Here is a 25,060-nt window from a genome sequence, read left to right as displayed (position 1 = left end):
TGAGATGGAGGTGTGGGCGCTGGAGGCGTACGGCGCCGCGTACGCGCTGCAGGAGCTGCTGACCATCAAGTCCGACGACGTCCTCGGCCGCGTGAAGGTCTACGAGGCCATCGTCAAGGGCGAGAACATCCCCGAGCCGGGCATCCCCGAGTCCTTCAAGGTCCTCATCAAGGAGATGCAGTCGCTGTGCCTCAACGTCGAGGTGCTCTCCAGCGACGGCATGTCCATCGAGATGCGTGACACCGACGAGGACGTCTTCCGCGCCGCGGAGGAGCTCGGTATCGACCTGTCCCGGCGTGAGCCGAGCAGCGTGGAAGAAGTCTGAGGGGGAGATCGCACACAATGCTAGACGTCAACTTCTTCGACGAGCTTCGGATCGGGCTGGCGACGGCCGACGACATCCGTCAGTGGTCGCACGGCGAGGTCAAGAAGCCCGAGACCATCAACTACCGCACCCTCAAGCCGGAGAAGGACGGGCTCTTCTGCGAGAAGATCTTCGGCCCGACCCGCGACTGGGAGTGCTACTGCGGCAAGTACAAGCGCGTCCGGTTCAAGGGCATCATCTGTGAGCGCTGCGGCGTCGAGGTGACCCGCGCCAAGGTGCGTCGTGAGCGGATGGGCCACATCGAGCTGGCCGCGCCGGTGACCCACATCTGGTACTTCAAGGGCGTCCCGTCGCGCCTCGGCTACCTGCTCGACCTCGCCCCGAAGGACCTGGAGAAGGTCATCTACTTCGCGGCGTACATGATCACGCATGTCGACACCGAGATGCGTGAGCGTGACCTGCCCTCGCTGGAGGCGAAGATCTCCGTCGAGCGGCAGCACATCGAGCAGCGCCGCGACGCCGACGTCGAGGCCCGGCAGAAGAAGCTCGAGGCCGACCTGGCCGAGCTGGAGGCCGCCGGAGCCAAGGGCGACCAGCGCCGCAAGGTGCGCGAGGGCGCCGAGCGCGAGATGCGCCAGCTGCGCGACCGCGCCCAGCGCGAGCTCGACCGCCTCGACGAGGTGTGGAGCCGCTTCAAGAACCTCAAGGTCCAGGACCTCGAGGGCGACGAGCTGCTCTACCGCGAGATGCGCGACCGCTTCGGCCGCTACTTCAAGGGCGGCATGGGCGCGCAGGCGATCCAGGACCGCCTGATCAGCTTCGACCTCGACGCCGAGGCCGAGAACCTGCGCGAGACGATCCGCAGCGGCAAGGGCCAGAAGAAGGCCCGCGCCCTCAAGCGGCTCAAGGTCGTCTCGGCGTTCCTGAACACCACCAACTCGCCGCGCGGCATGGTGCTCGACTGCATCCCGGTCATCCCGCCGGACCTGCGCCCGATGGTGCAGCTCGACGGTGGCCGGTTCGCCACGTCCGACCTCAACGACCTGTACCGCCGGGTCATCAACCGCAACAACCGCCTCAAGCGTCTGCTCGACCTCGGCGCGCCCGAGATCATCGTGAACAACGAGAAGCGGATGCTGCAGGAGGCCGTCGACGCGCTGTTCGACAACGGCCGTCGCGGTCGCCCGGTCACCGGCCCCGGCAACCGGCCGCTGAAGTCCCTCAGCGACATGCTGAAGGGCAAGCAGGGCCGCTTCCGCCAGAACCTGCTGGGCAAGCGAGTCGACTACTCCGGCCGTTCGGTCATCGTCGTCGGCCCGCAGCTCAAGCTGCACCAGTGCGGTCTGCCCAAGCAGATGGCGCTGGAGCTGTTCAAGCCGTTCGTGATGAAGAGGCTGGTCGACCTCAACCACGCCCAGAACATCAAGTCGGCCAAGCGGATGGTCGAGCGCGCCCGCCCCGTGGTGTGGGACGTGCTCGAAGAGGTCATCACCGAGCACCCGGTGCTGCTCAACCGCGCGCCCACGCTCCACCGTCTGGGCATCCAGGCGTTCGAGCCGCAGCTCGTCGAGGGCAAGGCCATCCAGATCCACCCGCTCGTCTGCACCGCCTTCAACGCGGACTTCGACGGCGACCAGATGGCCGTGCACCTGCCGCTGTCGGCTGAGGCTCAGGCCGAGGCACGCATCCTGATGCTCTCGACCAACAACATCCTCAAGCCGGCCGACGGCAAGCCCGTCACCATGCCCACCCAGGACATGGTCATCGGCCTCTACTGGCTGACCACCCAGAAGGACGGCGCGCTGGGCGAGGGCCGCGTGTTCGGCTCCATCGCCGAGGCGCAGATGGCCTTCGACCGCCGCGAGCTGGAGATCCAGGCGAAGATCCAGATCCGGCTCAAGGACGTCCTGCCGCCGCGCGACTGGGTGGCCCCCGAGGGCTGGGAGCCGGGTGACCCGATCCGCCTGGAGACCACGTTCGGGCGGTGCCTGTTCAACCAGACGCTGCCCGACAGCTACCCCTTCGTCGACTTCCAGGTCGGCAAGAAGCAGCTGTCGACGATCGTGAACGAGCTGGCCGAGACCTACCCCAAGATCGAGGTCGCGAACTCGCTCGACGCGCTCAAGGACGCCGGCTTCCGCTGGGCGACCCGTTCCGGGGTGACGATCTCCATCGAGGACGTCGTCGCGCCCCCGAACAAGCAGGACATCATGGAGAACTACGAGCGCCGGGCCGACAAGGTCCAGCGCGAGTACGAGCGCGGTCTGATCACCGACGAGGAGCGCCGTCAGGAGCTCATCGAGATCTGGACGCACGCGACGGCCGACGTCGAGACCGACATGGTCAACGCCTTCCCGGCGACCAACCCGGTCTGGATGATGGTCAACTCCGGTGCCCGTGGTAACAAGATGCAGGTCCGGCAGATCGCCGGCATCCGCGGCCTGGTGTCCAACACCAAGGGTGAGACGATCCCGCGGCCGATCAAGGCCTCGTTCCGCGAGGGCCTGTCGGTGCTGGAGTACTTCATCTCCACCCACGGTCAGCGGAAGGGTCTGGCCGACACCGCCCTGCGTACCGCCGACTCGGGTTACCTGACCCGTCGTCTGGTGGACGTCGCCCAGGACGTCATCGTCCGCGAGATCGACTGCGGCACCGACCGCGCGGTCCCGCTGCACGTGGCCGACCGCGACGCGTCGGGCAACCTCGTCAAGGCCGAGAACGCCGAGTCGAACGTGCACGGCCGCATCCTGGCCGAGGACGTCGAGGTCGACGGCAAGATGATCGTCCCGGCGGGCGTCGACATCAACGACACCCACGTGACGAAGCTGGTCGAGGCTGGCGTCGAGACCGTCCGCACCCGCAGCGCGCTCGTCTGCGAGGCCAAGATCGGTGTCTGCGCCACCTGCTACGGCCGCTCGCTGGCCACCGGCAAGCTCGTGGACGTCGGCGAGGCGGTCGGCATCATCGCCGCCCAGTCGATCGGTGAGCCCGGCACGCAGCTGACGATGCGTACCTTCCACACCGGTGGTGTGGCCGGTGCCGACATCACCCACGGTCTGCCCCGTGTCACGGAGCTGTTCGAGGCGCGCATCCCCAAGGGTGTCGCCCCGATCTCCGAGGCCGAGGGCCGGGTCCGGATCGACGAGACCGACAAGACCAGGAAGATCGTCATCACCCCGGACGACGGGTCCGAGGAGATCGCCTACCCGGTCTCGATGCGCTCGCGCCTGCTCGTGCAGGAGGGGCAGCGCGTCTCGGTCGGTCAGCAGCTCGTCGCCGGCGCCGTCAACCCCAACGAGGTGCTGCGCATCCTCGGCCCGCGGGCCGTGCAGCTGCACCTGGTGGCGGAGGTCCAGCAGGTCTACCGCTCGCAGGGTGTGTCGATCCACGACAAGCACATCGAGATCATCGTGCGGCAGATGCTCAAGCGCGTGAACGTGCTGGAGTCCGGTGACACCGACCTGCTGCCCGGCGAGCTCGTGGAGCGCCCGCGCTTCGAGCAGATGAACCGCGAGACCGTGGCCGAGGGCGGCTCGCCCGCCGCCGGCCGTCCGGTGCTCATGGGCATCACGAAGGCGTCGCTGGCCACCGAGTCGTGGCTGTCGGCGGCCTCCTTCCAGGAGACGACCAGGGTGCTGACGGACGCGGCGATCCACGCCAAGTCCGACTCGCTGCTGGGCCTGAAGGAGAACGTCATCATCGGTAAGCTCATCCCGGCCGGTACGGGCATGCCCCAGTACCGCAACATCCGGGTCGAGCCGACCGAGGAGGCCAAGGCCGCCATGTACACCGTGGGCGGCTACGACGGCTCCGCGGCCGACTACACCTTCGGCACCGGCAGCGGCGAGGCCGTCCCGCTGGAGGAGTACGACTTCGGCCAGTACAACCGGTAACTGTTCTGGGGAACGCGCCCGGGTCTCTCCGTCAGGAGAGCCCGGGCGCGTTGCTTTTCGGGTCTTTACGGCAAGCCGTGGGCAACCCAGACGCCGCACGGGGCTGAGGGCCTTCCAGGGAGACGGCTGCTGAGCCCGTCAGTGGCGGGCCGCCGTTACGGCGTCTCCTCAGAGCATCCCCGTGACGAGGTCCTTCAGTTTCGCGGCCGCCTCCGTGATCGCGCTCACCCCGCCCGCCGAGGCCGTCAGCATCGCCAGGAAGCTCGTGAGGCGGTTCGGGCGTTGCTCGCCCGCCACCTCCTCCCGCAGCAGCTCCACCGCCGTGCTGGTGCCCTGGGGGTCGGCCAGCTCGTTCTGGTGGCGGGCGACCATGGCCACCAGCTGGTCGAGGAGCCGGCGAAGCTCCTCCTGCTGGGGCCCGCCCGTGTTGACGACGCCGTGGAAGGTGGAGCCGGGGGCGTGGCCGAAGTTGGAGCCGGGTGCGTTGCCGAAGTTGGAGCCGCGGAAGTCGCCTTCGTACTGGGTCATGGGGTGTCGCCTTTCTGGGCCGGGCCGGTGCTGCCGCGGAAGCTGGAGCCCGGCGCGTGGCCGAAGTTGGAGCCCGGGGCGTTGCCGAAGTTGGAGCCGCGGGCGTCGATCTTGTTGTTGGTGATCTGGGTGATGCGCGCGGCCGCCTCGCCCGTGTCGATGCCGTGCTCGGTGAGGAAGCGGCTGACGGCCTTGAACACGGCCTCGTGGACGACCTGGTCGAACATCTCGACGTCCCGCTCGATGAAGAACCGGCGCAGGTCGTCGCCCATGGCGAGCTCCCGTACGCTGATGATCGCGCCGTAGTCGTACAGGCCGCGGTGCTCGATGACCGTGCGGTCGTCGCGCTCCTGGCGGCGCAGGGCGGCGCTCCTGCCCCAGCGCCTGGCGATCCGGTAGGGCGCGCTGAGCAGCAGCGGGATCGTCGCGGCGGCGCCGGCGCCGAGGGCGACGGCGAGGCCGGTGAGCGGGTCGGAGGAGACCCGGTCCACCTCGGAGAACTCCGGCGCGAGCGGGTAGAGCATGAACGTGCCGCCCTCAAGGAAGAGGGAGCCGCGCAGCCGGACGGCCCTGAAGAAGATGGTCACGATGAGCTGGCCGCCCCAGCCGAGCACCTCCACGCACAGGTAGACGCGGGCCGAGGACTCCGGCGTGCGGGAGACCGCCTGCAGCAGCTCGGCATCGGCCGTGACCAGCGGCGGGGCGAGGGGGTCGGGCAGCAGCTCGGGAGCGTGGTTGATGTCGACGCCGTTGATGAACAGGCGCTCGGTCAGGCGGAGGTTCGGCAGGCCCGTGGCGGCCACTTCGCGGGCCAGGTGGGCGTGCACGTCGTCGGAGTGGAAGGGGCGGGGCGGGCGGTCCTTGTGGGCGGCCTTGGTGATGTCGAGGGCGAACGACCAGCCGTGGTACTCCACGCCGCTGCCGACGAAGGGCCGGTAGCCGGAGAAGACCATGACGTTGCCGTGCTGGGCCTGCACGAGGCGGCCGACCTGGCGGCGGGCGTGCGGGCCGAGCGGGGCGGGGGCGGCGCCGGCGGTGAAGCGGCGGCTGGACAGGCGCCGGCCGAGGACGACGACCCTGGTGTGGAAGAGGTGGGCGGCCACCACCAGCCAGGCCAGGGCCAGGGGGAGCAGCAGGAGCAGGGCCAGCCGCGGCAGGCGGGTGACGTCCAGGTCGCGCAGGTCGTCCAGGGCGTCCAGGGCGTCCACGCCGGGGAGAGTGCCGGTGGCGCCCGCCGCCAGGAGGGCGAGCGTGGCGGCGGCGATGAGCAGGAGCAGCACGTCGCGGACCGAGCGGTGGCGCTCGGCGGCCAGCGCGTGCTTGGCGACGGCCGGCAGGTCCACGCCGTAGGAGGGGGCGGTGGCGCGGTAGGGGTGGCCGAGCGTCTCGCGGATGACCTGGTCGGCGAAGGACGCCTTGATGTAGCCGGCCGCGCAGAGGTAGCGGGTGGTGTTGGTCGGGCGCTGGAGGGGCGCGGAGGTGGTGTGGTGCTCGTCCGGTACGCCGCCGCCCTGGATCTGCAGCACCGCCTCCACGCCGCCCATGCGGACGCGCTGGCCGAGCGCCAGGCGTACGGGCTGCAGGATGCGGGCGTCGTCGACCCAGGTGCCGTTGGTGGAGCCGCAGTCGCTGATCCAGGCGGAGCCGCCGGCCAGCCAGACGCGGGCGTGCCTGCGGCTGATCTCCTCGGAGGCGATGCGTAAGGGGGCGGTGCGGCCGATCTCGGCGGGAGTCTCGGAGACCGGCAGGCGCACGCCCCGCAGCTCGCGGGGGCGCACGAGGACGAGCTCGAAGGGGGAGGTGTGGGGGCCGGGCCACGGCCCGCCGGCCGCCTCAGACAATGCGGCCTCCGTGCGGGCGGCGCCCTGGGAGATGCTCGTGCATGCGTGTCATCCCTCTCGACGATTCGCCAGGTGACGCTAGCCGTGCGGTGAGGGGTTCGCTTCGGGGAGTGACCTAGGGATTACCCTAGGATGCTCGCCCAGTCTTAACCGGACCGATGCCGGAGCTTCGGCGAACAGCTCGCGAGATGGTCGCCGGGCCGGATATCATGACCCCCGGAGCTGTAGATGGGCTGGATGAGAAGGCCCAGGCGATCCGGAGTGGCAAGGCTTGCCCGCCTTGTCGCGCCGTTTTGACGTGTCGCCAGGGCCTGGGTAGTCTTGAGCATCGTGCCCGTCTTCTAGCGGGCTCTCGACCGTGCGCTCATTGCGGGCACGGGACGGCTTCCTGGCTCGTAATCCTCGCGGACGTGTCTGTGTGAATAGCGCGACACGCCCGAGCGCGGGGGCGCCGAGACAAGAAAAACCAGCAGGTCATGACACCGGCAGTACCTGCGAAATGCAAGACCTCATGACGTAACACCGGCCAAGGCACGAAACGGAGTGGCAGTGCCCACTATTCAGCAGTTGGTCCGCAAGGGCCGGCAGGACAAGGTCTCCAAGACCAAGACTCCTGCCCTCAAGGGGAGTCCGCAGCGGCGCGGCGTGTGCCAGCGCGTTTACACCACGACTCCGAAGAAGCCCAACTCGGCACTGCGTAAGGTGGCCCGCGTTCGGCTCACGAACGGCATCGAGGTCACGGCCTACATTCCCGGTGTGGGTCACAACCTCCAGGAGCACTCCATCGTGCTCGTGCGTGGCGGTCGTGTGAAGGACCTGCCTGGTGTTCGCTACAAGATCATCCGCGGTTCGCTCGACACCCAGGGTGTCCGCAACCGCAAGCAGGCCCGTAGCCGCTACGGCGCGAAGAAGGAGAAGAGCTAACAATGCCTCGTAAGGGTTCTCCTGGCCGTCGTCAGCTCATGTCTGACCCGGTTTACAGCTCGCCGCTGGTCACCGCCCTTATCAACAAGGTGCTTCTCGACGGCAAGCGCTCGATCGCCCAGTCGATCGTGTACGGCGCCCTCGAGGGCTGCAGGGAGAAGACGGGCAACGACCCGGTCGTCACCCTGAAGCGCGCGCTCGACAACGTGAAGCCGACCCTCGAGGTCCGCAGCCGCCGCGTCGGTGGCGCGACCTACCAGGTGCCGGTCGAGGTGCGCGCCGCGCGCAGCACCACCCTGGCCCTGCGCTGGCTGGTGCAGTACTCCCGCGCCCGCCGCGAGAAGACCATGACCGAGCGCCTCATGAACGAGCTCCTCGACGCCAGCAACGGCCTCGGGGCGAGCGTGAAGAAGCGCGAGGACACCCACAAGATGGCCGAGTCCAACAAGGCCTTCGCTCACTACCGCTGGTAGTGAGTTCGACGAGACGACGAGGACGCGAGAGAAGTGGCCACCCAGACCGCTCTTGACCTGGCCAAGGTCCGAAACATCGGGATCATGGCCCATATCGACGCGGGCAAGACCACCACGACCGAGCGCATCCTGTTCTACACCGGTATCAACTACAAGATCGGTGAGGTCCACGAGGGCGCTGCCACCATGGACTGGATGGAGCAGGAGCAGGAGCGCGGCATCACGATCACGTCTGCCGCGACGACCTGTGAGTGGCTTGGTCACACCATCAACATCATCGACACTCCGGGGCACGTGGACTTCACCATCGAGGTGGAGCGTTCGCTTCGCGTCCTCGACGGCGCCGTCGCCGTGTTCGACGGTGTGGCGGGTGTCGAGCCGCAGTCGGAGACGGTGTGGCGCCAGGCTGACCGCTACAACGTCCCGCGCATCTGCTTCGTGAACAAGATGGACCGGGTCGGCGCGGAGTTCCACCGCTGCGTCGACATGATGGTCAGCCGCCTGGGCGCGACCCCGGCGGTCATCCAGCTTCCGTGGGGCGTTGAGGCCGACTTCAAGGGCGTCATCGACCTCATCAAGATGAAGGCCCTCATCTGGAGCGCCGAGGCGGCCAAGGGCGAGATGTACGACACCGTCGACATCCCGGCCGACCACGCCGACGCCGCTCGTGAGTGGCGCGACAAGCTGGTCGAGACCGTCGCCGAGAACGACGACGAGCTGATGGAGCTCTTCCTCGAGGGCACCGAGCCCACCGAGGAGCAGCTGATCGCGGCCATCCGCCGCGCGACGCTGGCCAGCGCCATCAACCCGGTCCTGTGCGGCACCGCGTTCAAGAACAAGGGTGTGCAGCCCCTGCTCGACGCGATCGTCGCCTACCTCCCCGCGCCGACCGACATCCCGGCCTTCAAGGGCCACGCGGTCGGCAACGAGGAGAAGGTCATCGAGCGCCACGCGGACCCGAGCGAGCCGTTCTCCGCTCTGGCGTTCAAGATCGCCAGCGACCCGCACCTGGGCAAGATCACCTACATCCGCATCTACTCGGGCACGCTCGAGGCCGGTTCACAGGTCATCAACTCTGTGAAGGGCAAGAAGGAGCGGATCGGCAAGATCTACCAGATGCACGCCAACAAGCGCGAGGAGCGCCCGTCGGCGATCGCCGGTCAGATCGTGGCCGTCATGGGTCTGAAGGACACCACCACCGGTGACACCCTCTCCGACCCGGCCAACCAGGTCGTGCTCGAGTCGATGACGTTCCCGGCTCCGGTCATCAACGTCGCCATCGAGCCCAAGACCAAGGGTGACCAGGAGAAGCTGTCCACCGCCATCCAGCGGCTGGCCGAGGAGGACCCGTCCTTCCAGGTCCGCCGTGACGAGGAGACCGGTCAGACGGTCATCTGGGGCATGGGCGAGCTTCACCTCGAGATCCTCGTCGACCGCATGCGTCGCGAGTTCAAGGTCGAGGCGAACGTCGGCCGCCCGCAGGTCGCCTACCGCGAGACCATCCGCCGCAAGGTGGAGAAGGTCGACTACACCCACAAGAAGCAGACCGGTGGTTCCGGTCAGTTCGCGCGGGTCATCATCGACCTCGAGCCGCTGGGCGAGGGCAACGACGGCTACGAGTTCGAGAACAAGGTCACCGGTGGCCGCGTGCCGAGGGAGTACATCCCGTCGGTCGACGCCGGCGCCCAGGAGGCCGCCGAGTTCGGCGTGCTGGCCGGTTACCCGATGGTCGGCGTGAAGGTGACGCTGACCGACGGTGCGGCCCACGACGTCGACTCCTCGGAAATGGCGTTCAAGATCGCCGGATCGATGGCCTTCAAGGAGGCCGCTCGCAAGGCGGACGCCGTGCTCCTCGAGCCGATGATGGCCGTCGAGGTGACCACGCCCGAGGACTACATGGGTGACGTCATCGGTGACCTCAACGGTCGCCGCGGGCAGATCCAGGCGATGGAGGACCGGGCCGGCGCCAAGGTCATCCGGGCGCTCGTCCCGCTGTCCGAGATGTTCGGCTACGTGGGTGACCTGCGCAGCAAGACGCAGGGGCGCGCTAGCTACAGCATGCTTTTCGACTCCTACGCGGAGGTGCCCCCGGGCATCGCCAAGGAGATCGTCGCGAAGGCCCGGGGCGAGTAGTTTCCAGTCCGGTCCCGCGAGGGGCCGGGCCGGGACTCTTGTCCTGGTCCCTGGTGGGGTGGTGAGAGCCACCCCGCCGCCAAGGGGTTCGGGAGTTCCCGGGCCCGAGTGTGTAGACGAAAGTCAGTCAGATTCTCAAGGAGAGAACCAGTGGCTAAGGCCAAGTTCGAGCGGACCAAGCCGCACATGAACATCGGCACCATTGGGCACATCGACCACGGCAAGACCACGCTGACCGCGGCGATCACCAAGGTGCTCCACGACCGTTACCCCGAGCTGAACAAGGCGACCCCGTTCGACAAGATCGACAAGGCGCCGGAGGAGAAGGCTCGTGGTATCACGATCTCCATCGCGCACGTCGAGTACCAGACGGAGAAGCGTCACTACGCGCACGTTGACTGCCCGGGTCACGCCGACTACGTCAAGAACATGATCACCGGTGCCGCCCAGATGGACGGCGCCATCCTCGTGGTCGCCGCCACCGACGGCCCGATGCCGCAGACGAAGGAGCACGTCCTCCTGGCCCGCCAGGTCGGCGTCCCCTACATCGTCGTGGCCCTCAACAAGGCCGACATGGTCGACGACGAGGAGATCCTCGAGCTCGTCGAGCTGGAGGTCCGTGAGCTCCTGTCCGCGCAGGAGTTCCCCGGCGACGACCTGCCCGTCGTCCGCGTCTCCGCCCTCAAGGCTCTCGAGGGTGACGAGAAGTGGGCCGACAGCATCATCGAGCTCATGAACGCCGTGGACGAGAACGTCCCCGAGCCGCCGCGTGAGACGGACAAGCCGTTCCTCATGCCGGTCGAGGACGTCTTCTCGATCACCGGTCGCGGCACGGTCGTCACCGGCCGTATCGAGCGCGGTGTCGTCAAGGTCAACGAGCAGGTCGACATCATCGGCATCAAGCCGGAGAAGACCACGACCACCGTCACCAGCATCGAGATGTTCAACAAGATGCTCGACGAGGGTCACGCCGGTGACAACGCCGCTCTGCTGCTGCGCGGCATCAAGCGCGACGAGGTCGAGCGCGGCCAGTGCATCATCAAGCCGGGCACCACGACCCCGCACACCGAGTTCACCGGCCAGGTCTACATCCTGTCCAAGGACGAGGGCGGCCGCCACACGCCGTTCTTCAACAACTACCGTCCTCAGTTCTACTTCCGTACGACTGACGTGACCGGTGTTGTGAACCTCCCCGAGGGCACCGAGATGGTCATGCCGGGCGACAACACCGAGATGCGCGTTGAGCTGATCCAGCCCATCGCCATGGAGGAAGGCCTCAAGTTCGCGATCCGTGAGGGTGGCCGCACCGTCGGCGCCGGTCGGGTCACGAAGATCATCAAGTAGCTAGACCGTCGGGGCGGCGGTCGGCCCCGAACCTTCGGGCCGGCCGCCGCACCGCGTGAAGGGCCCCATGCAAGGCGCCGTGATCCAGCAGTAGCTTCGGCCGGCGAGCCAAGGCGAGTGACCGAAGTCACTGCCGGATCACGGAAGAAAAGGCAGATCCATTGCGTCTGCCTCGTGGGGTTAATGCAGGTTCGACCTGCGTGAACACACACAGCGGCACAGGCCGCACGATACTTTTTCAGACGACAGCGAAGGACACCGAGGCCACTATGGCGGGACAGAAGATCCGCATTCGGCTCAAGGCCTATGACCACGAGGTCATCGACAGCTCGGCCAAGAAGATCGTCGAGACGGTGACGCGGACTGGCGCGAAGGTCGCGGGCCCGGTGCCGCTGCCGACCGAGAAGAACGTGTACTGCGTCATCCGCTCGCCGCACAAGTACAAGGACAGCCGCGAGCACTTCGAGATGCGCACGCACAAGCGGCTGATTGACATCATCGACCCGACCCCCAAGACGGTTGACTCGCTCATGCGGCTCGACCTCCCCGCGGGTGTCGACATTTCGATCAAGCTCTGAGGGAACGCACTGACATGGCTAAGACGATCAAGGGCGTCCTGGGCAAGAAGCTCGGCATGACCCAGGTCTTCGACGCGGACAACCGGCTCGTCCCGGTGACCGTGGTCGAGGCCGGTCCGTGTGTGGTGACCCGCGTCCGCACCGCAGAGAAGGACGGCTACTCCGCCATCCAGCTCGGCTTCGGGCAGGTCGACCCCCGGAAGGTCAACAAGCCGCTCGGCGACTACCTGCGTAAGCACGACATCACCCCGCGCCGTTACTTCGCGGAGATCCGCACCGACGACGCGAGCGACTACACCCTGGGCCAGGAGCTGCTGGCCGACACCTTCGAGGCGGGCCAGTTCGTCGACGTGACGGGCAAGAGCAAGGGCAAGGGCTTCGCCGGTGTCATGAAGCGGCACGGCTTCGGTGGTCTGGGCGCGTCGCACGGTACGCAGCGCAAGCACCGCTCGCCGGGTTCCATCGGTGGCTGCGCCACCCCGGGCCGCGTTTTCAAGGGTCTGCGCATGGCCGGTCGGATGGGTAACGTCCGCACCACTGTGCAGAGCCTCAAGGTTCACGCCGTGGACGCCGAGAAGGGCCTCATCCTGATCAAGGGTGCGATCCCCGGCGCCAACGGCAGCCTGGTCCTCGTCCGTTCCGCTGCCAAGAAGGGGGCTGCCAAGTGAGCACCACTATTGACGTCCTCGACGCCAGCGGCGCGAAGACCGGCACGGTTGACCTGCCCGAAGACGTCTTCGGCGCGAAGGTCAACGTTCCGCTGATCCACCAGGTGGTCGTGGCCCAGCTCGCCGCTCGCCGGCAGGGCACCCACAAGGCCAAGACCCGCGGTGAGGTCTCCGGCGGCGGCAAGAAGCCGTACCGCCAGAAGGGCACCGGCCGCGCCCGTCAGGGCTCGACCCGTGCGCCGCAGTTCACCGGCGGTGGCACCGTCCACGGCCCCGTGCCGCGCGACTACTCGCAGCGCACGCCCAAGAAGATGAAGGCCGCCGCCCTGCGCGGCGCCCTGTCGGACCGGGCGAGCGGCGGCCGCGTGCACGTGGTGAGCTCCCTGGTCTCGGGCGAGACGCCCAAGACCAAGGCCGCGCTGGAGGCCCTGCGCAAGGTCACCCAGTCCGCCCGCGTCCTCGTCGTGGTCGACGCCGACGACGAGCTGACCTGGCTGAGCCTGCGCAACGCTCCCGAGGTCCACCTGCTGGACGCCGGGCAGCTCAACACCTACGACGTGCTCGTGCACGACGACGTGGTCTTCACCCAGGAGGCGTACGACCAGGTCGTGGCGCGGCTGAGTGGCGGGAAGGAAGACGCCTGATGGAGAAGATCGCCGACCCGCGCGACATCATCATCAAGCCGGTCGTCTCTGAGAAGAGCTACGGCCTGATCGATGAGAACAACAAGTACACGTTCCTGGTGAAGAAGACCGCGAACAAGACCCAGGTCAAGATCGCCGTCGAGCAGATCTTCGGGGTCAAGGTCACCAGCGTGAACACGATCAACCGGCAGGGCAAGCGCAAGCGCACCCGTACCGGTTACGGCAAGCGTCCCGACACCAAGCGCGCGATCGTGAGCCTGGTCGAGGGCGATCGGATCGACATCTTCGGTCAGATCGGCTAGCAGCCATAGATAGTGAGCGGGCTCCCCTAGGGCCCGCGGGGCTGAGACCGTCGCACTCCGGTGCGGCGGGCTCACCCATGTAACCGACGAAGGATGAACGAAAAAGATGGGCATCCGTAAATACAAGCCGACGACTCCGGGTCGCCGCGGATCGAGTGTCTCGGACTTCTCCGAGATCACCCGCAGCACCCCTGAGAAGTCGCTGCTTGCGCCCCTTCACAGCAAGGGCGGCCGCAACGTACACGGCCGGGTCACCGCGCGCCACCAGGGCGGCGGTCACAAGCGCGCCTACCGGATCATCGACTTCCGCAGGCACGACAAGGACGGTATCCCGGCCAAGGTCGCTCACATCGAGTACGACCCCAACCGCACCGCCAACATCGCGCTGCTCCACTACGCCGACGGCGAGAAGCGCTACATCATCGCGCCGACCGGCCTCAAGCAGGGTGACCGGATCGAGAACGGTCCCGCCGCCGACATCAAGCCGGGCAACTGCCTGCCGCTGCGCAACATCCCGACCGGTACCTTCATCCACGCGGTGGAGCTCCGTCCGGGCGGGGGCGCCAAGCTCGGCCGCTCCGCGGGCGCTCAGATCCAGCTCCTCGCCAAGGAGGGCCAGTACGCCACGCTGCGTATGCCGTCCGGTGAGATGCGCATGGTGGACGTGCGCTGCCGCGCCACGGTCGGCCAGGTCGGCAACGCCGAGCAGGCCAACATCAACTGGGGCAAGGCCGGCCGTATGCGGTGGAAGGGCAAGCGCCCGACCGTCCGTGGTGTCGCGATGAACCCCGTCGACCACCCGCACGGTGGTGGTGAGGGCAAGACCTCCGGTGGTCGTCACCCGGTGAACCCCAAGGGCAAGCCCGAGGGCCGTACCCGTCAGGCGAACAAGGCCAGCGACAGGCTGATCATCCGCCGTCGGTCCAAGAGGAAGAAGCGGTAGGAGCAGCCGAAATGCCACGTAGCCTTAAGAAGGGTCCCTTCGTGGACGAGCACCTTCAGAAGAAGGTGGACGCCCAGAACGAGAAGGGCACCAAGAACGTCATCAAGACGTGGTCGCGGCGTTCCATGATCGTCCCTGACATGCTCGGTCACACGATCGCTGTGCACGACGGCCGCAAGCACGTCCCGGTGTTCGTCACCGAGTCGATGATCGGTCACAAGCTCGGAGAGTTCGCTCCCACGCGGACGTTCCGCAGCCACGTCAAGGAAGACCGCCGCAGCCGGCGGTAAGCGTCCCAGAAGTAGGAGAAAGCGATGGAAGCCAGGGCTCAGGCGCGGTTCGTCCGTGTCACGCCCCTCAAGGCCCGCCGCGTGGTGGACCTTATTCGCGGGCTGCCCGCTTCGGAGGCGCAGGCCGTGCTGCAGTTCGCTCCCCAGTCGGCGAGCGAGCCGATCTACAAGGTGCTCAGCTCCGCCATGGCGAACGCCGAGCACAACTTCAATCTCGACCCCAGCACGCTCGTCGTGAGCCGCGCGTGGGTCGACGAGGGCCCGACGCTGAAGCGGTTCCGCCCGCGTGCACAGGGTCGCGCCTATCGGATCAACAAGCGGACGAGCCACATCACCGTGATCGTGGAGTCCCGCGAGCCGAAGGGAAGGACCCGATAGTGGGCCAGAAGGTTAACCCGCACGGGTTCCGCCTCGGCATCACGACCGACTTCAAGAGCCGGTGGTACGCCGACAAGCTGTACAAGTCGTACGTCGCCGAGGACGTGGCGATCCGCCGCATGCTGCAGAAGGGCATGGAGCGGGCCGGCATCTCCAAGGTCGAGATCGAGCGCACCACGGACCGCGTGCAGGTGGACATCCACACCGCGCGTCCCGGCATCGTGATCGGCCGCCGCGGCGCCGAGGCCGACCGCATCCGCGGTGACCTGGAGAAGCTGACCAAGAAGCAGGTCCAGCTCAACATCCTCGAGGTCAAGAACCCGGAGATCGACGCCCAGCTCGTCGCGCAGGGCGTCGCTGAGCAGCTGTCGAGCCGCGTCTCGTTCCGCCGCGCCATGCGCAAGGCGATGCAGTCGGCCATGAAGTCCGGCGCCAAGGGCATCCGTGTCCAGTGCTCCGGTCGTCTGGGCGGCGCCGAGATGTCCCGGTCGGAGTTCTACCGCGAGGGCCGCGTGCCGCTGCACACCCTCCGCGCGGACATCGACTACGGCTTCTACGAGGCCCGCACGACCTTCGGCCGCATCGGCGTGAAGGTCTGGATCTACAAGGGCGAGGCTCCGACGAGCCGCGCCGAGCGTGAGGCGGCCGCCGCCGGCGCTCGTGCCGGCCAGCGTCGCGAGCGCGACGACCGTCGTGGTGGCGGTGGCGACCGTCCGCGTCGTGGTGGCGGTGACCGCCCCCGTCGCGGTGGTGGCCGCGGCGACCGCGCCCCCCGTAACGAGGCGGCTTCGCAGGCCGCCCCCGAGACCGGCCCGGCTGCGCAGCCGGGTGCTGAAGGGAGCTGACCATGCTGATCCCGCGCAGGGTCAAGCACCGCAAGCAGCACCGGCCTGACCGCAGCGGAGCCGCCAAGGGCGGCACCAGGGTCGTGTTCGGCGAGTTCGGCATCCAGGCTGTTGAGCACTCCTACGTGACCAACCGCCAGATCGAGTCGGCTCGTATCGCGATGACCCGTCACATCCGCCGTGGCGGCAAGGTGTGGATCAACATCTACCCCGACCGTCCGCTCACCAAGAAGCCGGCCGAGACCCGCATGGGTTCCGGTAAGGGTTCGCCCGAGTGGTGGATCGCCAACGTCAAGCCCGGACGCGTGATGTTCGAGCTGTCCGGCGTGGCGGAGCCGATCGCGCGTGAGGCGCTTCAGCGCGCGATCCACAAGCTGCCGATGAAGTGCAAGATCGTTAAGCGTGAAGTGGGTGAGGCGTGATGGCTAAGGGCCTGACCGCCGGCGAGCTGCGAGTGGAGGACCAGGACACCCTGGTGCAGAAGCTCAAGGAGGCCAAGGAGGAGCTGTTCAACCTCCGCTTCCAGGCGGCGACCGGTCAGTTGGAGAGCCACGGGCGGCTGCGCGCCGTCCGCCGCGAGATCGCCCGTATCTACACCGTGATGCGCGAGCGCGAGCTGGGCATCGTCACGGTCGAGAAGGAGACGAGCGATGGCTGAGACCACCGAGACCCCCGAGACCGCCGAGAACGGCGAGTCCCGGAACTTCCGCAAGGTCCGCGAGGGCCTCGTCGTCAGCGACAAGATGGACAAGACCGTCGTCGTCGCCGTCGAGGACCGCGTGAAGCACCGTCTGTACGGCAAGGTCATCCGCCGTACGACCAAGTACAAGGCGCACGACGAGGCCAACGCCTGCGGCGTCGGCGACCGCGTGCTGCTGATGGAGACCCGCCCCCTCTCCGCCACCAAGCGGTGGAGGGTCGTGGAGATCCTCGAGAAGGCCAAGTAGTCCTTCTCGGATGTACCGCGCCTCGTGGGGGCTCTCAGAGCCCCCATGACGGCGTCCAAGGACGCGGGGCCTACAGCCTCGCGTCGCCTGCGGTGCGGCGCCCTACGGGCGCTGTGGCCGTGGGAACAAGACAATGACAGGTTCCGCCAGGCTCAGCATCTGAGAACCGGCGCGACTAACAGGAGTAGACGTGATCCAGCAGGAGTCGCGGCTCAAGGTCGCCGACAACACGGGCGCGAAGGAGATCCTTTGCATCCGCGTTCTCGGCGGCTCGGGCCGACGCTACGCCGGTATCGGCGACGTCATCGTCGCCACTGTCAAGGACGCGCTGCCGGGCAGCACGGGCGTCAAGAAGGGCGACGTGGTCAAGGCCGTCGTCGTCCGCACGGTCAAGGAGCGGCGCCGGCCCGACGGCTCCTACATCCGCTTCGACGAGAACGCCGCCGTCATCATCAAGGACAGCGGTGACCCTCGTGGCACTCGTATCTTCGGTCCGGTCGGCCGCGAGCTGCGCGACAAGAAGTTCATGCGCATCATCTCGCTCGCCCCGGAGGTGTTGTAATGCCGAAGTCGCTGCATGTCAGGAAGGGTGACCTGGTCCAGGTCATCGCCGGCAAGGACAAGGGTGCCAAGGGCCGTGTGATCGCCACTCTCCCGCGCGAGGACCGCGTGGTGGTCGAGGGCGTCAACATGATCAAGAAGCACACCAAGGAGACCCACCAGGGCCCGCGCGGCGCCAAGACCGGCGGCGTGCAGACCATGGAGGCTCCGATCCACGTGTCCAACGTGAAGAAGCTCAAGGACGACAAGCCCGCCGACAAGGCCGACGACAAGAAGGCCGACGAGACGGGTGAGGACAGCTGATGACTGCCACGACCACCGAGAACGAGACCGCGACCGAGCGCCCGACGCCGCGACTCAAGACGAAGTACCGCGAGGAGATCGCGGCCCAGCTTCGTGAGCAGTTCGGCATCGAGAACGTCATGCAGATCCCGGCCCTGACCAAGATCAAGGTCAACATGGGTGTGGGTGAGGCGGCTCGCGACTCCAAGCTCATCGAAGGCGCCGTCCGCGACCTCACCGCGATCACCGGTCAGAAGCCGGCCGTCGTCCGGGCCCGCAAGTCCATCGCCCAGTTCAAGCTGCGCGAGGGCATGCCGATCGGTGCGCACGTCACGCTGCGCGGCGACCGCATGTGGGAGTTCCTCGACCGGCTGCTGTCGCTGGCCCTGCCCCGCATCAGGGACTTCCGCGGTCTGTCGCCGAAGCAGTTCGACGGCAACGGCAACTACACGTTCGGCCTGACCGAGCAGGTCATGTTCCACGAGGTCGACCAGGACAAGGTGGACCGGCCGCGGGGCATGGACATCACGATCGTGACCACCGCGAAGAACGACGACCAGGGCCGGGCGCTGCTGAAGCTCCTCGGCTTCCCGTTCAAGGAGGCCTGATCCAATGGCGAAGAAGTCGCTGATCGCCAAGGCGGGGCGCAAGCAGAAGTTCGAGGTCCGGGCCTACACGCGGTGCTCGCGCTGCGGGCGTCCGCGCGCCGTGTACAGGAAGTTCGGCCTGTGCCGCGTGTGCTTCCGCGAGATGGCGCACCGGGGCGAGCTGCCCGGCATCACCAAGTCGAGCTGGTAGATACCCTGAAGGGCGGCTCTCTCGCAGGGCCGCCCCTCATGTTCGTAGAAGACAGGGCGCGAAGCGCCCATGACCACGCCACAGGTCCACCGGCAGAGCGCTGCTTGGCCGACTGGAAACCGTGGTGAGGAAGGCCACTGGCCATGACGATGACCGACCCGATCGCAGACATGCTCACGCGTCTGCGCAACGCGAATTCGGCGTACCACGACAGCGTGTCGATGCCGTACTCGAAGATCAAGGCGCACATCGCCGAGATCCTCCAGCAGGAGGGTTACATCCAGGCTTGGACCGTCGAGGACGCCAAGGTTGGGAAGAACCTCGTGGTGGAGCTCAAGTTCGGGCCCACCCGTGAGCGGTCGCTCTCGGGCCTGCGCCGGGTTTCCAAGCCCGGTCTGCGGGTTTATGCGAAGAAGGACAACCTGCCTCGAGTCCTGGGCGGACTGGGCGTCGCGATCATCTCGACGTCCCACGGCCTCATGACCGACAAGCAGGCCGGCAAGCGTGGCGTGGGCGGCGAAGTCCTCGCCTACGTCTGGTAGAGGGGAGGAACACAGCATGTCGCGAATCGGACGGCTGCCCATCCCTGTGCCGAGTGGCGTCGACATCACGATCGACGGCCAGGATGTCCAGGTCAAGGGCCCGAAGGGCACGCTCACTCACACGGTCGCCGAGCCCATCAAGGTGGCGCGCGACGACGACGGCGCCATCGCCGTCACCCGGCCGAACGACGAGAACAAGGTCCGTGCGCTGCACGGCCTGTCCAGGACGCTGATCGCCAACATGGTGCAGGGTGTCACTCAGGGCTACTCCAAGAGCCTTGAGATCGTCGGCGTCGGTTACCGCGTCCAGGCCAAGGGCCCGACGCAGCTGGAGTTCTCTCTGGGCTTCAGCCACCCGGTCATCGTCGACGCCCCCGAGGGCGTCAGCTTCCGCGTCGAGAAGCCGACCCTGTTCCACGTGGACGGCATCGACAAGCAGAAGGTCGGCGAGGTCGCGGCCAACATCCGCAAGTTGCGCAAGCCTGACCCGTATAAGGGCAAGGGCGTGCGCTACCAGGGCGAACAGATCCGCCGCAAGGTCGGAAAGGCTGGTAAGTAGGCATGGCTCCGAAGGTTGCGTTCAGCAAGCACACGGCTGCCCGCACCGTCTCGCGGGCCCGCCGTCACCGCCGCGTCCGCAAGTTCGTCGTCGGTACGGCCGAGCGTCCGCGCCTGGTCGTCAACCGGTCGACCCGTCACATGTTCGTCCAGATCGTGGACGACTCCGTCGGTCACACGCTGGTGAGCGCGTCCACCATGGACCCCTCGCTGCGCTCGGTGGAGGCGGACAAGACCGAGAAGGCGAAGAAGGTCGGCGAGCTCCTCGCTCAGCGGGCCAAGGAAGCCGGCATCACCAAGGTCGTCTTCGACCGCGGTGGCAACCGGTACGCCGGGCGGATCGCCGCCCTGGCGGACAGTGCCCGCGAAGGTGGGCTCGAGTTCTGATGACCAACGCTGAGAAGAGGAACCACTGATGGCTGCAGCTCCGCGTCGCGGTGGCGGCACCGGTGGCGAGCGGCGGGACCGTCGTGACGATCGCCGCGGTGGCGCCGCCGACAAGGGCGTCTCGTACATCGAGCGCGTAGTGAAGATCAACCGAGTGGCCAAGGTCGTGAAGGGTGGTCGTCGCTTCAGCTTCACCGCCCTCGTCGTCGTCGGTGACGGCAACGGCCTGGTCGGCGTCGGCTACGGCAAGGCCAAGGAAGTCCCCGCGGCCATCGCCAAGGGCGTCGAAGAGGCGAAGAAGCACTTCTTCAAGGTGCCCAGGATCCAGGGCACCATCCCGCACACCGTGCAGGGCGAGGAGGCGGCCGGCGTCGTCTTCCTGCGTCCGGCCTCGGCCGGTACCGGCGTCATCGCCGGTGGCCCGGTGCGCGCGGTGCTGGAGTGCGCGGGCATCCACGACGTGCTGTCCAAGTCGCTCGGCTCCGACAACCCGATCAACATCGTGCACGCCACCGTGGCGGCGCTGAAGGGCCTTTCGCGCCCCGAGGAGATCGCCGCCCGCCGTGGCCTGCCGATCGAGGACGTGGCCCCGCCTGCCATGCTCAAGGCCCAGCGTGAGGGCCTGGCGGAGGCGGCGGCCGCGAAGGCGGTGAGCTAGTCATGGCACGCCTGAAGATCACTCAGGTTCGCTCGAAGATCGGTGGCAAGCAGAACCAGCGTGACTCGCTGCGTTCGCTTGGCCTGAAGCGAATCGGCGACGTCGTCGTCAAGGAGGACCGCCCCGAGATTCGCGGGATGGTCTCCGTGGTGACGCACCTCGTCGAGGTGGAAGAGGTCGACTAGTCATGACTGACAAGGCTCCGCTCAAGATTCACGACCTGCGTCCGGCCCCCGGCGCCAACAAGCCGAAGATCCGCAAGGGTCGCGGCGAGGCGTCGAAGGGCAAGACGGCCGGTCGCGGCACCAAGGGCTCGCACGCCCGTACCACGGTGCCCCTCGGTTTCGAGGGTGGCCAGGTGCCGCTGCAGAGGCGTCTGCCGAAGCTCAAGGGCTTCTCCAACGCCCTGTTCAAGACGACCTACCAGGTCGTCAACCTCGACAGGATCGGCGAGCTGTTCCCCGAGGGTGGCGAGGTCACCGTCGAGGGTCTGGTCGCCAAGGGTGCTGTTCGCAAGAACCAGCTCGTGAAGGTGCTCGGCACCGGCGAGATCTCGGTCGCGGTGAACGTGACGGCGCACGCCTTCTCGTCCTCCGCGAAGGAGAAGATCGCCGCCGCCGGTGGTTCCGTTACCGAGCTGTAGTAACGCTATGACGAGGCGTGGGGGCTCTGACAATGGGCCCCCACGCCCGTAGTGCGTTAGAGTTCGCGAGACGGCAGGCTTCTGTCCGGCTCGTTTGACAATGAGACTTCAGATGGCAGATCCCCGCACCATCGCTTACTCACACCGCCGTAAAGGCGCGCAGGAGGGACCGTGCTGACCGCGTTTACCCGGGCGTTCCGGACACCGGACCTGCGCAAGAAGTTGCTCTTCACCCTGGGCATCATCGCGCTTTTCCGTCTCGGCTCGGTTCTTCCGACCCCGGGAGTCCACGTCCAGAACCTCGCCGCCTGTTTCGACCAGGCACGGAGTGGCGACACCGGCAACATCTACGGGATGGTCCAGCTCTTCAGCGGCGGTGCGCTGCTGAAGCTTTCCGTGTTCGCGCTGGGCATCATGCCGTACATCACCGCGAGCATCATTCTCCAGCTGCTCGTCGTGGTCATTCCGCGACTCGAAGCGTTGAAGAAGGAAGGCCAGTCCGGCCAGACCAAGATCACGCAGTATACGCGTTATCTGACCATCGGGCTCGCGGTTCTGCAGTCCACCGCTTTCATCGCGCTGGCCCGTACCGGTCAGCTCTTCCCCAACTGCCAGCAGGACGTTCTGCTCGACCCCGACAACATCTTCCAGATCGTGACGATGGTGGTCATCATGACCGCCGGTACGTCCGTGATCATGTGGCTCGGTGAGCTCATCACCGACCGCGGTGTCGGCAACGGCATGTCCATCCTGATCTTCACGCAGGTCGTCGCGGTCTTCCCCTCCGAGCTGGCCAACATCTTCTCGGCCAACAAGTTCACCTTCGCGGTCGTCATGGTGGTCGGCGTCTTCATGATCGCCGCGGTGGTCTTCGTCGAGCAGGCGCAGCGGCGCATCCCGGTGCAGTACGCCAAGCGGATGGTCGGGCGCCGGATGTACGGCGGCACCTCCACCTACATCCCGCTGAAGGTCAACCAGGCCGGCATCATCCCGGTGATCTTCGCGTCGTCCCTGCTCTACCTGCCGCAGCTGATCACCTCGCTGTTCCAGACGAGCGACAACGCGGTGGTCACCTGGATCTCGCAGAACCTGGCCACGGGTGACACCCCGATCTACATGGCCACGTTCTTCCTGCTGATCATCTTCTTCACGTACTTCTACGTGTCGATTACGTTCAACCCCACTGAAGTCGCCGACAACATGAAGAAGTACGGTGGTTTCATTCCGGGCATCCGCCCCGGCCGGCCGACGGCTGAATACCTGAACTTCGTGCTCACTCGTCTGACCGCGCCGGGCTCGCTCTATCTGGGTCTGATCTCCATGGTCCCGATCGTCGCGCTGGCGGTGTCCGGTGCGAGCCAGAACTTCCCGTTCGGAGGGACGAGTATTCTGATCATGGTAGGCGTCGGCCTGGACACGGTTAAGCAGATCGAGAGCCAGCTGCAGCAGCGTAACTACGAAGGTTTCCTGCGGTAGTGCGTCTCGTTCTGGTGGGGCCCCCCGGAGCGGGTAAGGGGACACAGGCCCAGTACATCGCATCGAACCTGTCCATCCCGAAGATTTCGACAGGTGACATCTTCCGTGCCAACGTCTCCGGCGGCACGGATCTTGGCAAGCTGGCCAAGACGTACATGGACCGTGGTGACCTGGTGCCCGATGAGGTCACCATCGCCATGGTCCGTGACCGTCTGTCCGAGGACGACGCGCAGGACGGGTTCCTGCTCGACGGCTTCCCGAGGAACGTCGCGCAGGCGGAGATCCTGCGCGACATGCTCAAGGACTGGGGCCAGGCGCTCGATCTCGTGCTCGAGCTTGTGGTGGACGACGACGAGGTGGTCAGGCGGCTGGCCGGCCGGCGCACCTGCAGTCAGTGCGGGCGCATCTGGCACGTCGAGTTCGACGACAAGAAGGACGACAAGTGTGACGCGTGCGGGGGCGCGCTGTTCCAGCGGGACGACGACAAGGAAGAGACCGTCCGGCACCGCCTGGAGGTCTACCAGGAGCAGACGGCTCCGCTGGTCTCCTACTACGCCGACGAGGGCATCCTCGTGGGCGTCGACGCGACAGGGCCGGTCGAGGAGGTCACTCAGCGGGCCATGGACGCGATCCGGCCGTTCCTGGGCTGAACCAGTTACGACCGATTTGCGGAGGTGGCACGGGTTTCCGTGCCACCTCGCGGCTATTGTGGGGGAATTGGGCCCCCACTGCGGCCCGTTGAGACCCAGGGGGGCAGAAGATGTTCAAACGCAACAGACACGGCATCCAGATCAAGTCGCCTGAGCAGCTGGAGAAGATGCGGGCGGCGGGCCTGGTGGTGGGGCAGACGCTCGACCTGCTCAAGCGCTCGGTCGAGCCCGGCATGACGCCCCTCGACCTCGACGTCATCGCCGAGAAGGCGATCAGGGACGCCGGCGCCATCCCGTCGTTCAAGGGCTACCAGGGCTTTCCCGCCACGATCTGCGCGTCGGTGAACGACGAGGTCGTCCACGGCATCCCGACGAACGCCCGCAAGCTGCGCGAGGGCGACATCATCTCGATCGACTGCGGCGCCATCCTGGAGGGCTGGCACGGCGACTCCGCCGTCACCGTCCCGATCGGCGAGGTGGACCCGAAGCTGACCGAGCTCATGCGGGTCACGGAAGAGGCCATGTGGCGCGGTATCGCCGCGCTGAAGCCCGGCCGGCACCTTTCCGACATCGGCTACGAGATCGAGCGTTACGTGCGCTCTCAGGGCCGCTACGGCATCCCTCCGGAGTACGGAGGCCACGGCATCGGCACCGAGATGCACATGGACCCGTGGATCGCCAACCACGGCAAGCCCGGCCGGGGCCCCGCCCTGGAGGAGGGCATGTGCCTGGCGATCGAGCCCATGGTCAACCTCGGCACCGAGCGCACCCGCGTCCTGGCCGACGACTGGACCGTGGTCACCGTCGACGGGAAGCACTCCGCGCACTTCGAACACAGCGTCGCCGTGACACATAATGGTCCTTGGGTGCTGACCGCTCTTGACGGGGGCGAATCGCGCCTGGCCCAACTGCAGAACTAGCCGGGAGTGGGTGGGATGGCGAACAGCCCCGAGATGCGTGCCTCCGACGCCGACCGAGACCGGGTCGCCGCCATCCTCCGCGAGCACACCGCGCAGGGCCGGATCACGATGGACGAGTTCAACGACCGGCTCGAAAGCCTCTACAAGAGCAAGACCTACGGCGAGCTGGCCAAGCTGACGGCCGACCTGCCCGACGTCGACCTGCGCCACCTCCCGGTCAAGGCGGCCCCCGCGGGCAAGCCGCAGCCCAAGGGCATGCACACCGGCATGAAGGCGGCCTGGAGCGCCTGGGCGGCGGCCAGCGGTATCAACTGGGTGATCTGGTTAATCGTGAGCATCACCGCCGGCCACACCATCTATCCGTGGCCGCTGTGGGTGATGGGCCCGTGGGGGGTGATCCTGCTGGTCAGCACGATCTTCGGGGACAACAAGCCGAAGCAGGGCTAGGGGTTTGTGCACTAGTGCACTGTGTGCATTCGTGCGCAGTCCGCAGGCGGCCGGCTTCCTAACGTGAGCGGTGTCGACCACG

At 67.0% G+C, this 25,060-nt stretch carries 33 protein-coding genes; 31 read left to right on the top strand and 2 right to left on the bottom strand.

The annotated features are described in order from the left end of the window. A partial coding sequence (locus HCN51_RS45150; RefSeq protein WP_168018088.1) for a DNA-directed RNA polymerase subunit beta occupies nt 1–325 on the top strand: 325 nt, incomplete at its 5' end. Between the two features lie 17 nt (nt 326–342). After that, nucleotides 343–4,218, top strand: coding sequence for a DNA-directed RNA polymerase subunit beta' (locus HCN51_RS45145; protein WP_168018087.1), 3,876 nt, complete (start codon nt 343–345; stop codon nt 4,216–4,218). A gap of 168 nt (nt 4,219–4,386) precedes the next feature. On the opposite strand, the gene HCN51_RS45140 is transcribed toward HCN51_RS45145, so the two are convergent. Beyond that, nucleotides 4,387–4,746, bottom strand: coding sequence for a DUF5955 family protein (locus tag HCN51_RS45140; protein WP_168018086.1), 360 nt, complete (start codon nt 4,744–4,746; stop codon nt 4,387–4,389). Further along, entirely contained in the window at nt 4,743–6,587 is a 1,845-nt protein-coding gene (locus HCN51_RS45135; protein ID WP_168018085.1) for an FHA domain-containing protein, read from the bottom strand. Before HCN51_RS45135 ends, HCN51_RS45140 begins: the two co-directional genes overlap by 4 nt. A gap of 549 nt (nt 6,588–7,136) precedes the next feature. On the opposite strand from HCN51_RS45135, the gene rpsL reads away from it, so the two are divergent. The 29 genes from rpsL (at nt 7,137) to HCN51_RS44990 (ending at nt 24,978) form a co-directional block, all read left to right on the top strand. After that, complete coding sequence (gene rpsL, locus HCN51_RS45130) at nt 7,137–7,511, top strand: 30S ribosomal protein S12 (protein WP_020542315.1); 375 nt, start codon at nt 7,137–7,139, stop codon at nt 7,509–7,511. 2 nt (nt 7,512–7,513) lie between these two features. Then, nucleotides 7,514–7,984, top strand: coding sequence for a 30S ribosomal protein S7 (gene rpsG, locus HCN51_RS45125; protein ID WP_043623423.1), 471 nt, complete (start codon nt 7,514–7,516; stop codon nt 7,982–7,984). Nucleotides 7,985–8,068: 84 nt separating this feature from the next. Continuing rightward, nucleotides 8,069–10,117 (top strand): elongation factor G, encoded by a 2,049-nt coding sequence (gene fusA / locus HCN51_RS45120; protein ID WP_206068621.1) that lies wholly within the window; start codon nt 8,069–8,071, stop codon nt 10,115–10,117. Between the two features lie 150 nt (nt 10,118–10,267). Further along, nucleotides 10,268–11,461 (top strand): elongation factor Tu, encoded by a 1,194-nt coding sequence (gene tuf / locus HCN51_RS45115; RefSeq protein ID WP_080043241.1) that lies wholly within the window; start codon nt 10,268–10,270, stop codon nt 11,459–11,461. Between the two features lie 269 nt (nt 11,462–11,730). Then, nucleotides 11,731–12,039: a 30S ribosomal protein S10 gene (gene rpsJ, locus HCN51_RS45110; protein WP_012887830.1), complete on the top strand. Its 309-nt coding sequence runs from the start codon at nt 11,731–11,733 to the stop codon at nt 12,037–12,039. 14 nt (nt 12,040–12,053) lie between these two features. Further along, nucleotides 12,054–12,707 carry a 50S ribosomal protein L3 gene (gene rplC / locus HCN51_RS45105; protein ID WP_080043240.1) on the top strand — a complete coding sequence of 218 codons (654 nt, stop codon included), beginning with the start codon at nt 12,054–12,056 and terminating at the stop codon, nt 12,705–12,707. Beyond that, the gene (gene rplD, locus HCN51_RS45100; protein WP_080043239.1) at nt 12,704–13,351 is read left to right on the top strand and encodes a 50S ribosomal protein L4; all 648 of its coding nucleotides are present in this window, start codon (nt 12,704–12,706) and stop codon (nt 13,349–13,351) included. The genes rplC and rplD overlap by 4 nt, the downstream gene beginning before the upstream one ends. Then, nucleotides 13,351–13,653: a 50S ribosomal protein L23 gene (rplW, locus tag HCN51_RS45095; RefSeq protein ID WP_080043238.1), complete on the top strand. Its 303-nt coding sequence runs from the start codon at nt 13,351–13,353 to the stop codon at nt 13,651–13,653. The genes rplD and rplW overlap by 1 nt, the downstream gene beginning before the upstream one ends. A gap of 106 nt (nt 13,654–13,759) precedes the next feature. After that, nucleotides 13,760–14,596, top strand: coding sequence for a 50S ribosomal protein L2 (gene rplB / locus HCN51_RS45090; RefSeq protein WP_080043237.1), 837 nt, complete (start codon nt 13,760–13,762; stop codon nt 14,594–14,596). An 11-nt stretch (nt 14,597–14,607) separates the two neighbouring features. Continuing rightward, nucleotides 14,608–14,886: a 30S ribosomal protein S19 gene (rpsS, locus tag HCN51_RS45085; protein ID WP_080043236.1), complete on the top strand. Its 279-nt coding sequence runs from the start codon at nt 14,608–14,610 to the stop codon at nt 14,884–14,886. Nucleotides 14,887–14,910: 24 nt separating this feature from the next. Then, nucleotides 14,911–15,264, top strand: coding sequence for a 50S ribosomal protein L22 (rplV, locus tag HCN51_RS45080; RefSeq protein WP_080043235.1), 354 nt, complete (start codon nt 14,911–14,913; stop codon nt 15,262–15,264). Continuing rightward, nucleotides 15,264–16,109: a 30S ribosomal protein S3 gene (rpsC, locus tag HCN51_RS45075; RefSeq protein ID WP_080043234.1), complete on the top strand. Its 846-nt coding sequence runs from the start codon at nt 15,264–15,266 to the stop codon at nt 16,107–16,109. The genes rplV and rpsC overlap by 1 nt, the downstream gene beginning before the upstream one ends. A 2-nt stretch (nt 16,110–16,111) precedes the next feature. Further along, nucleotides 16,112–16,531, top strand: coding sequence for a 50S ribosomal protein L16 (gene rplP, locus HCN51_RS45070; protein ID WP_080043233.1), 420 nt, complete (start codon nt 16,112–16,114; stop codon nt 16,529–16,531). Beyond that, complete coding sequence (rpmC, locus tag HCN51_RS45065; protein ID WP_080047279.1) at nt 16,531–16,767, top strand: 50S ribosomal protein L29; 237 nt, start codon at nt 16,531–16,533, stop codon at nt 16,765–16,767. The genes rplP and rpmC overlap by 1 nt, the downstream gene beginning before the upstream one ends. Then, nucleotides 16,760–17,056 (top strand): 30S ribosomal protein S17, encoded by a 297-nt coding sequence (rpsQ, locus tag HCN51_RS45060; RefSeq protein ID WP_080043232.1) that lies wholly within the window; start codon nt 16,760–16,762, stop codon nt 17,054–17,056. Before rpmC ends, rpsQ begins: the two co-directional genes overlap by 8 nt. 190 nt (nt 17,057–17,246) lie before the next feature. Further along, nucleotides 17,247–17,618, top strand: coding sequence for a 50S ribosomal protein L14 (gene rplN / locus HCN51_RS45055; protein ID WP_043623452.1), 372 nt, complete (start codon nt 17,247–17,249; stop codon nt 17,616–17,618). 11 nt (nt 17,619–17,629) lie between these two features. Beyond that, nucleotides 17,630–17,920: a 50S ribosomal protein L24 gene (gene rplX, locus HCN51_RS45050; protein WP_230466570.1), complete on the top strand. Its 291-nt coding sequence runs from the start codon at nt 17,630–17,632 to the stop codon at nt 17,918–17,920. Further along, nucleotides 17,920–18,507 carry a 50S ribosomal protein L5 gene (rplE, locus tag HCN51_RS45045; RefSeq protein WP_080043230.1) on the top strand — a complete coding sequence of 196 codons (588 nt, stop codon included), beginning with the start codon at nt 17,920–17,922 and terminating at the stop codon, nt 18,505–18,507. Before rplX ends, rplE begins: the two co-directional genes overlap by 1 nt. Nucleotides 18,508–18,511: 4 nt before the next feature. Then, nucleotides 18,512–18,697: a type Z 30S ribosomal protein S14 gene (locus HCN51_RS45040; RefSeq protein WP_020542298.1), complete on the top strand. Its 186-nt coding sequence runs from the start codon at nt 18,512–18,514 to the stop codon at nt 18,695–18,697. Between the two features lie 143 nt (nt 18,698–18,840). Beyond that, nucleotides 18,841–19,239, top strand: coding sequence for a 30S ribosomal protein S8 (rpsH, locus tag HCN51_RS45035; protein ID WP_080043229.1), 399 nt, complete (start codon nt 18,841–18,843; stop codon nt 19,237–19,239). Between the two features lie 16 nt (nt 19,240–19,255). Continuing rightward, nucleotides 19,256–19,798 carry a 50S ribosomal protein L6 gene (gene rplF, locus HCN51_RS45030; protein ID WP_080043228.1) on the top strand — a complete coding sequence of 181 codons (543 nt, stop codon included), beginning with the start codon at nt 19,256–19,258 and terminating at the stop codon, nt 19,796–19,798. 2 nt (nt 19,799–19,800) lie between these two features. Continuing rightward, nucleotides 19,801–20,184 (top strand): 50S ribosomal protein L18, encoded by a 384-nt coding sequence (gene rplR, locus HCN51_RS45025; RefSeq protein WP_080043227.1) that lies wholly within the window; start codon nt 19,801–19,803, stop codon nt 20,182–20,184. 28 nt (nt 20,185–20,212) lie between these two features. After that, nucleotides 20,213–20,842, top strand: coding sequence for a 30S ribosomal protein S5 (rpsE, locus tag HCN51_RS45020; protein WP_043623468.1), 630 nt, complete (start codon nt 20,213–20,215; stop codon nt 20,840–20,842). Between the two features lie 2 nt (nt 20,843–20,844). Next, the gene (gene rpmD / locus HCN51_RS45015) at nt 20,845–21,027 is read left to right on the top strand and encodes a 50S ribosomal protein L30 (RefSeq protein WP_080043226.1); all 183 of its coding nucleotides are present in this window, start codon (nt 20,845–20,847) and stop codon (nt 21,025–21,027) included. 2 nt (nt 21,028–21,029) lie between these two features. Further along, entirely contained in the window at nt 21,030–21,485 is a 456-nt protein-coding gene (gene rplO, locus HCN51_RS45010) for a 50S ribosomal protein L15 (protein ID WP_080043225.1), read from the top strand. Between the two features lie 171 nt (nt 21,486–21,656). Beyond that, the gene (gene secY / locus HCN51_RS45005) at nt 21,657–22,961 is read left to right on the top strand and encodes a preprotein translocase subunit SecY (RefSeq protein ID WP_168018084.1); all 1,305 of its coding nucleotides are present in this window, start codon (nt 21,657–21,659) and stop codon (nt 22,959–22,961) included. After that, nucleotides 22,961–23,611 (top strand): adenylate kinase, encoded by a 651-nt coding sequence (locus tag HCN51_RS45000; RefSeq protein WP_080043223.1) that lies wholly within the window; start codon nt 22,961–22,963, stop codon nt 23,609–23,611. The genes secY and HCN51_RS45000 overlap by 1 nt, the downstream gene beginning before the upstream one ends. 110 nt (nt 23,612–23,721) lie before the next feature. Next, the gene (gene map / locus HCN51_RS44995) at nt 23,722–24,531 is read left to right on the top strand and encodes a type I methionyl aminopeptidase (protein ID WP_080043222.1); all 810 of its coding nucleotides are present in this window, start codon (nt 23,722–23,724) and stop codon (nt 24,529–24,531) included. Between the two features lie 15 nt (nt 24,532–24,546). Then, nucleotides 24,547–24,978, top strand: coding sequence for a DUF1707 SHOCT-like domain-containing protein (locus HCN51_RS44990; RefSeq protein ID WP_080043221.1), 432 nt, complete (start codon nt 24,547–24,549; stop codon nt 24,976–24,978). Nucleotides 24,979–25,060 lie beyond the last annotated feature (82 nt).

The sequence above is a fragment of the Nonomuraea composti genome (genome assembly GCF_012034275.1).
GTDB classification, from domain to species: Bacteria; Actinomycetota; Actinomycetes; order Streptosporangiales; family Streptosporangiaceae; genus Nonomuraea; species Nonomuraea composti.
The sequence above is the reverse complement of the archived record's forward strand: the minus strand, read 5'-3'. Positions and strand labels throughout refer to the sequence as shown.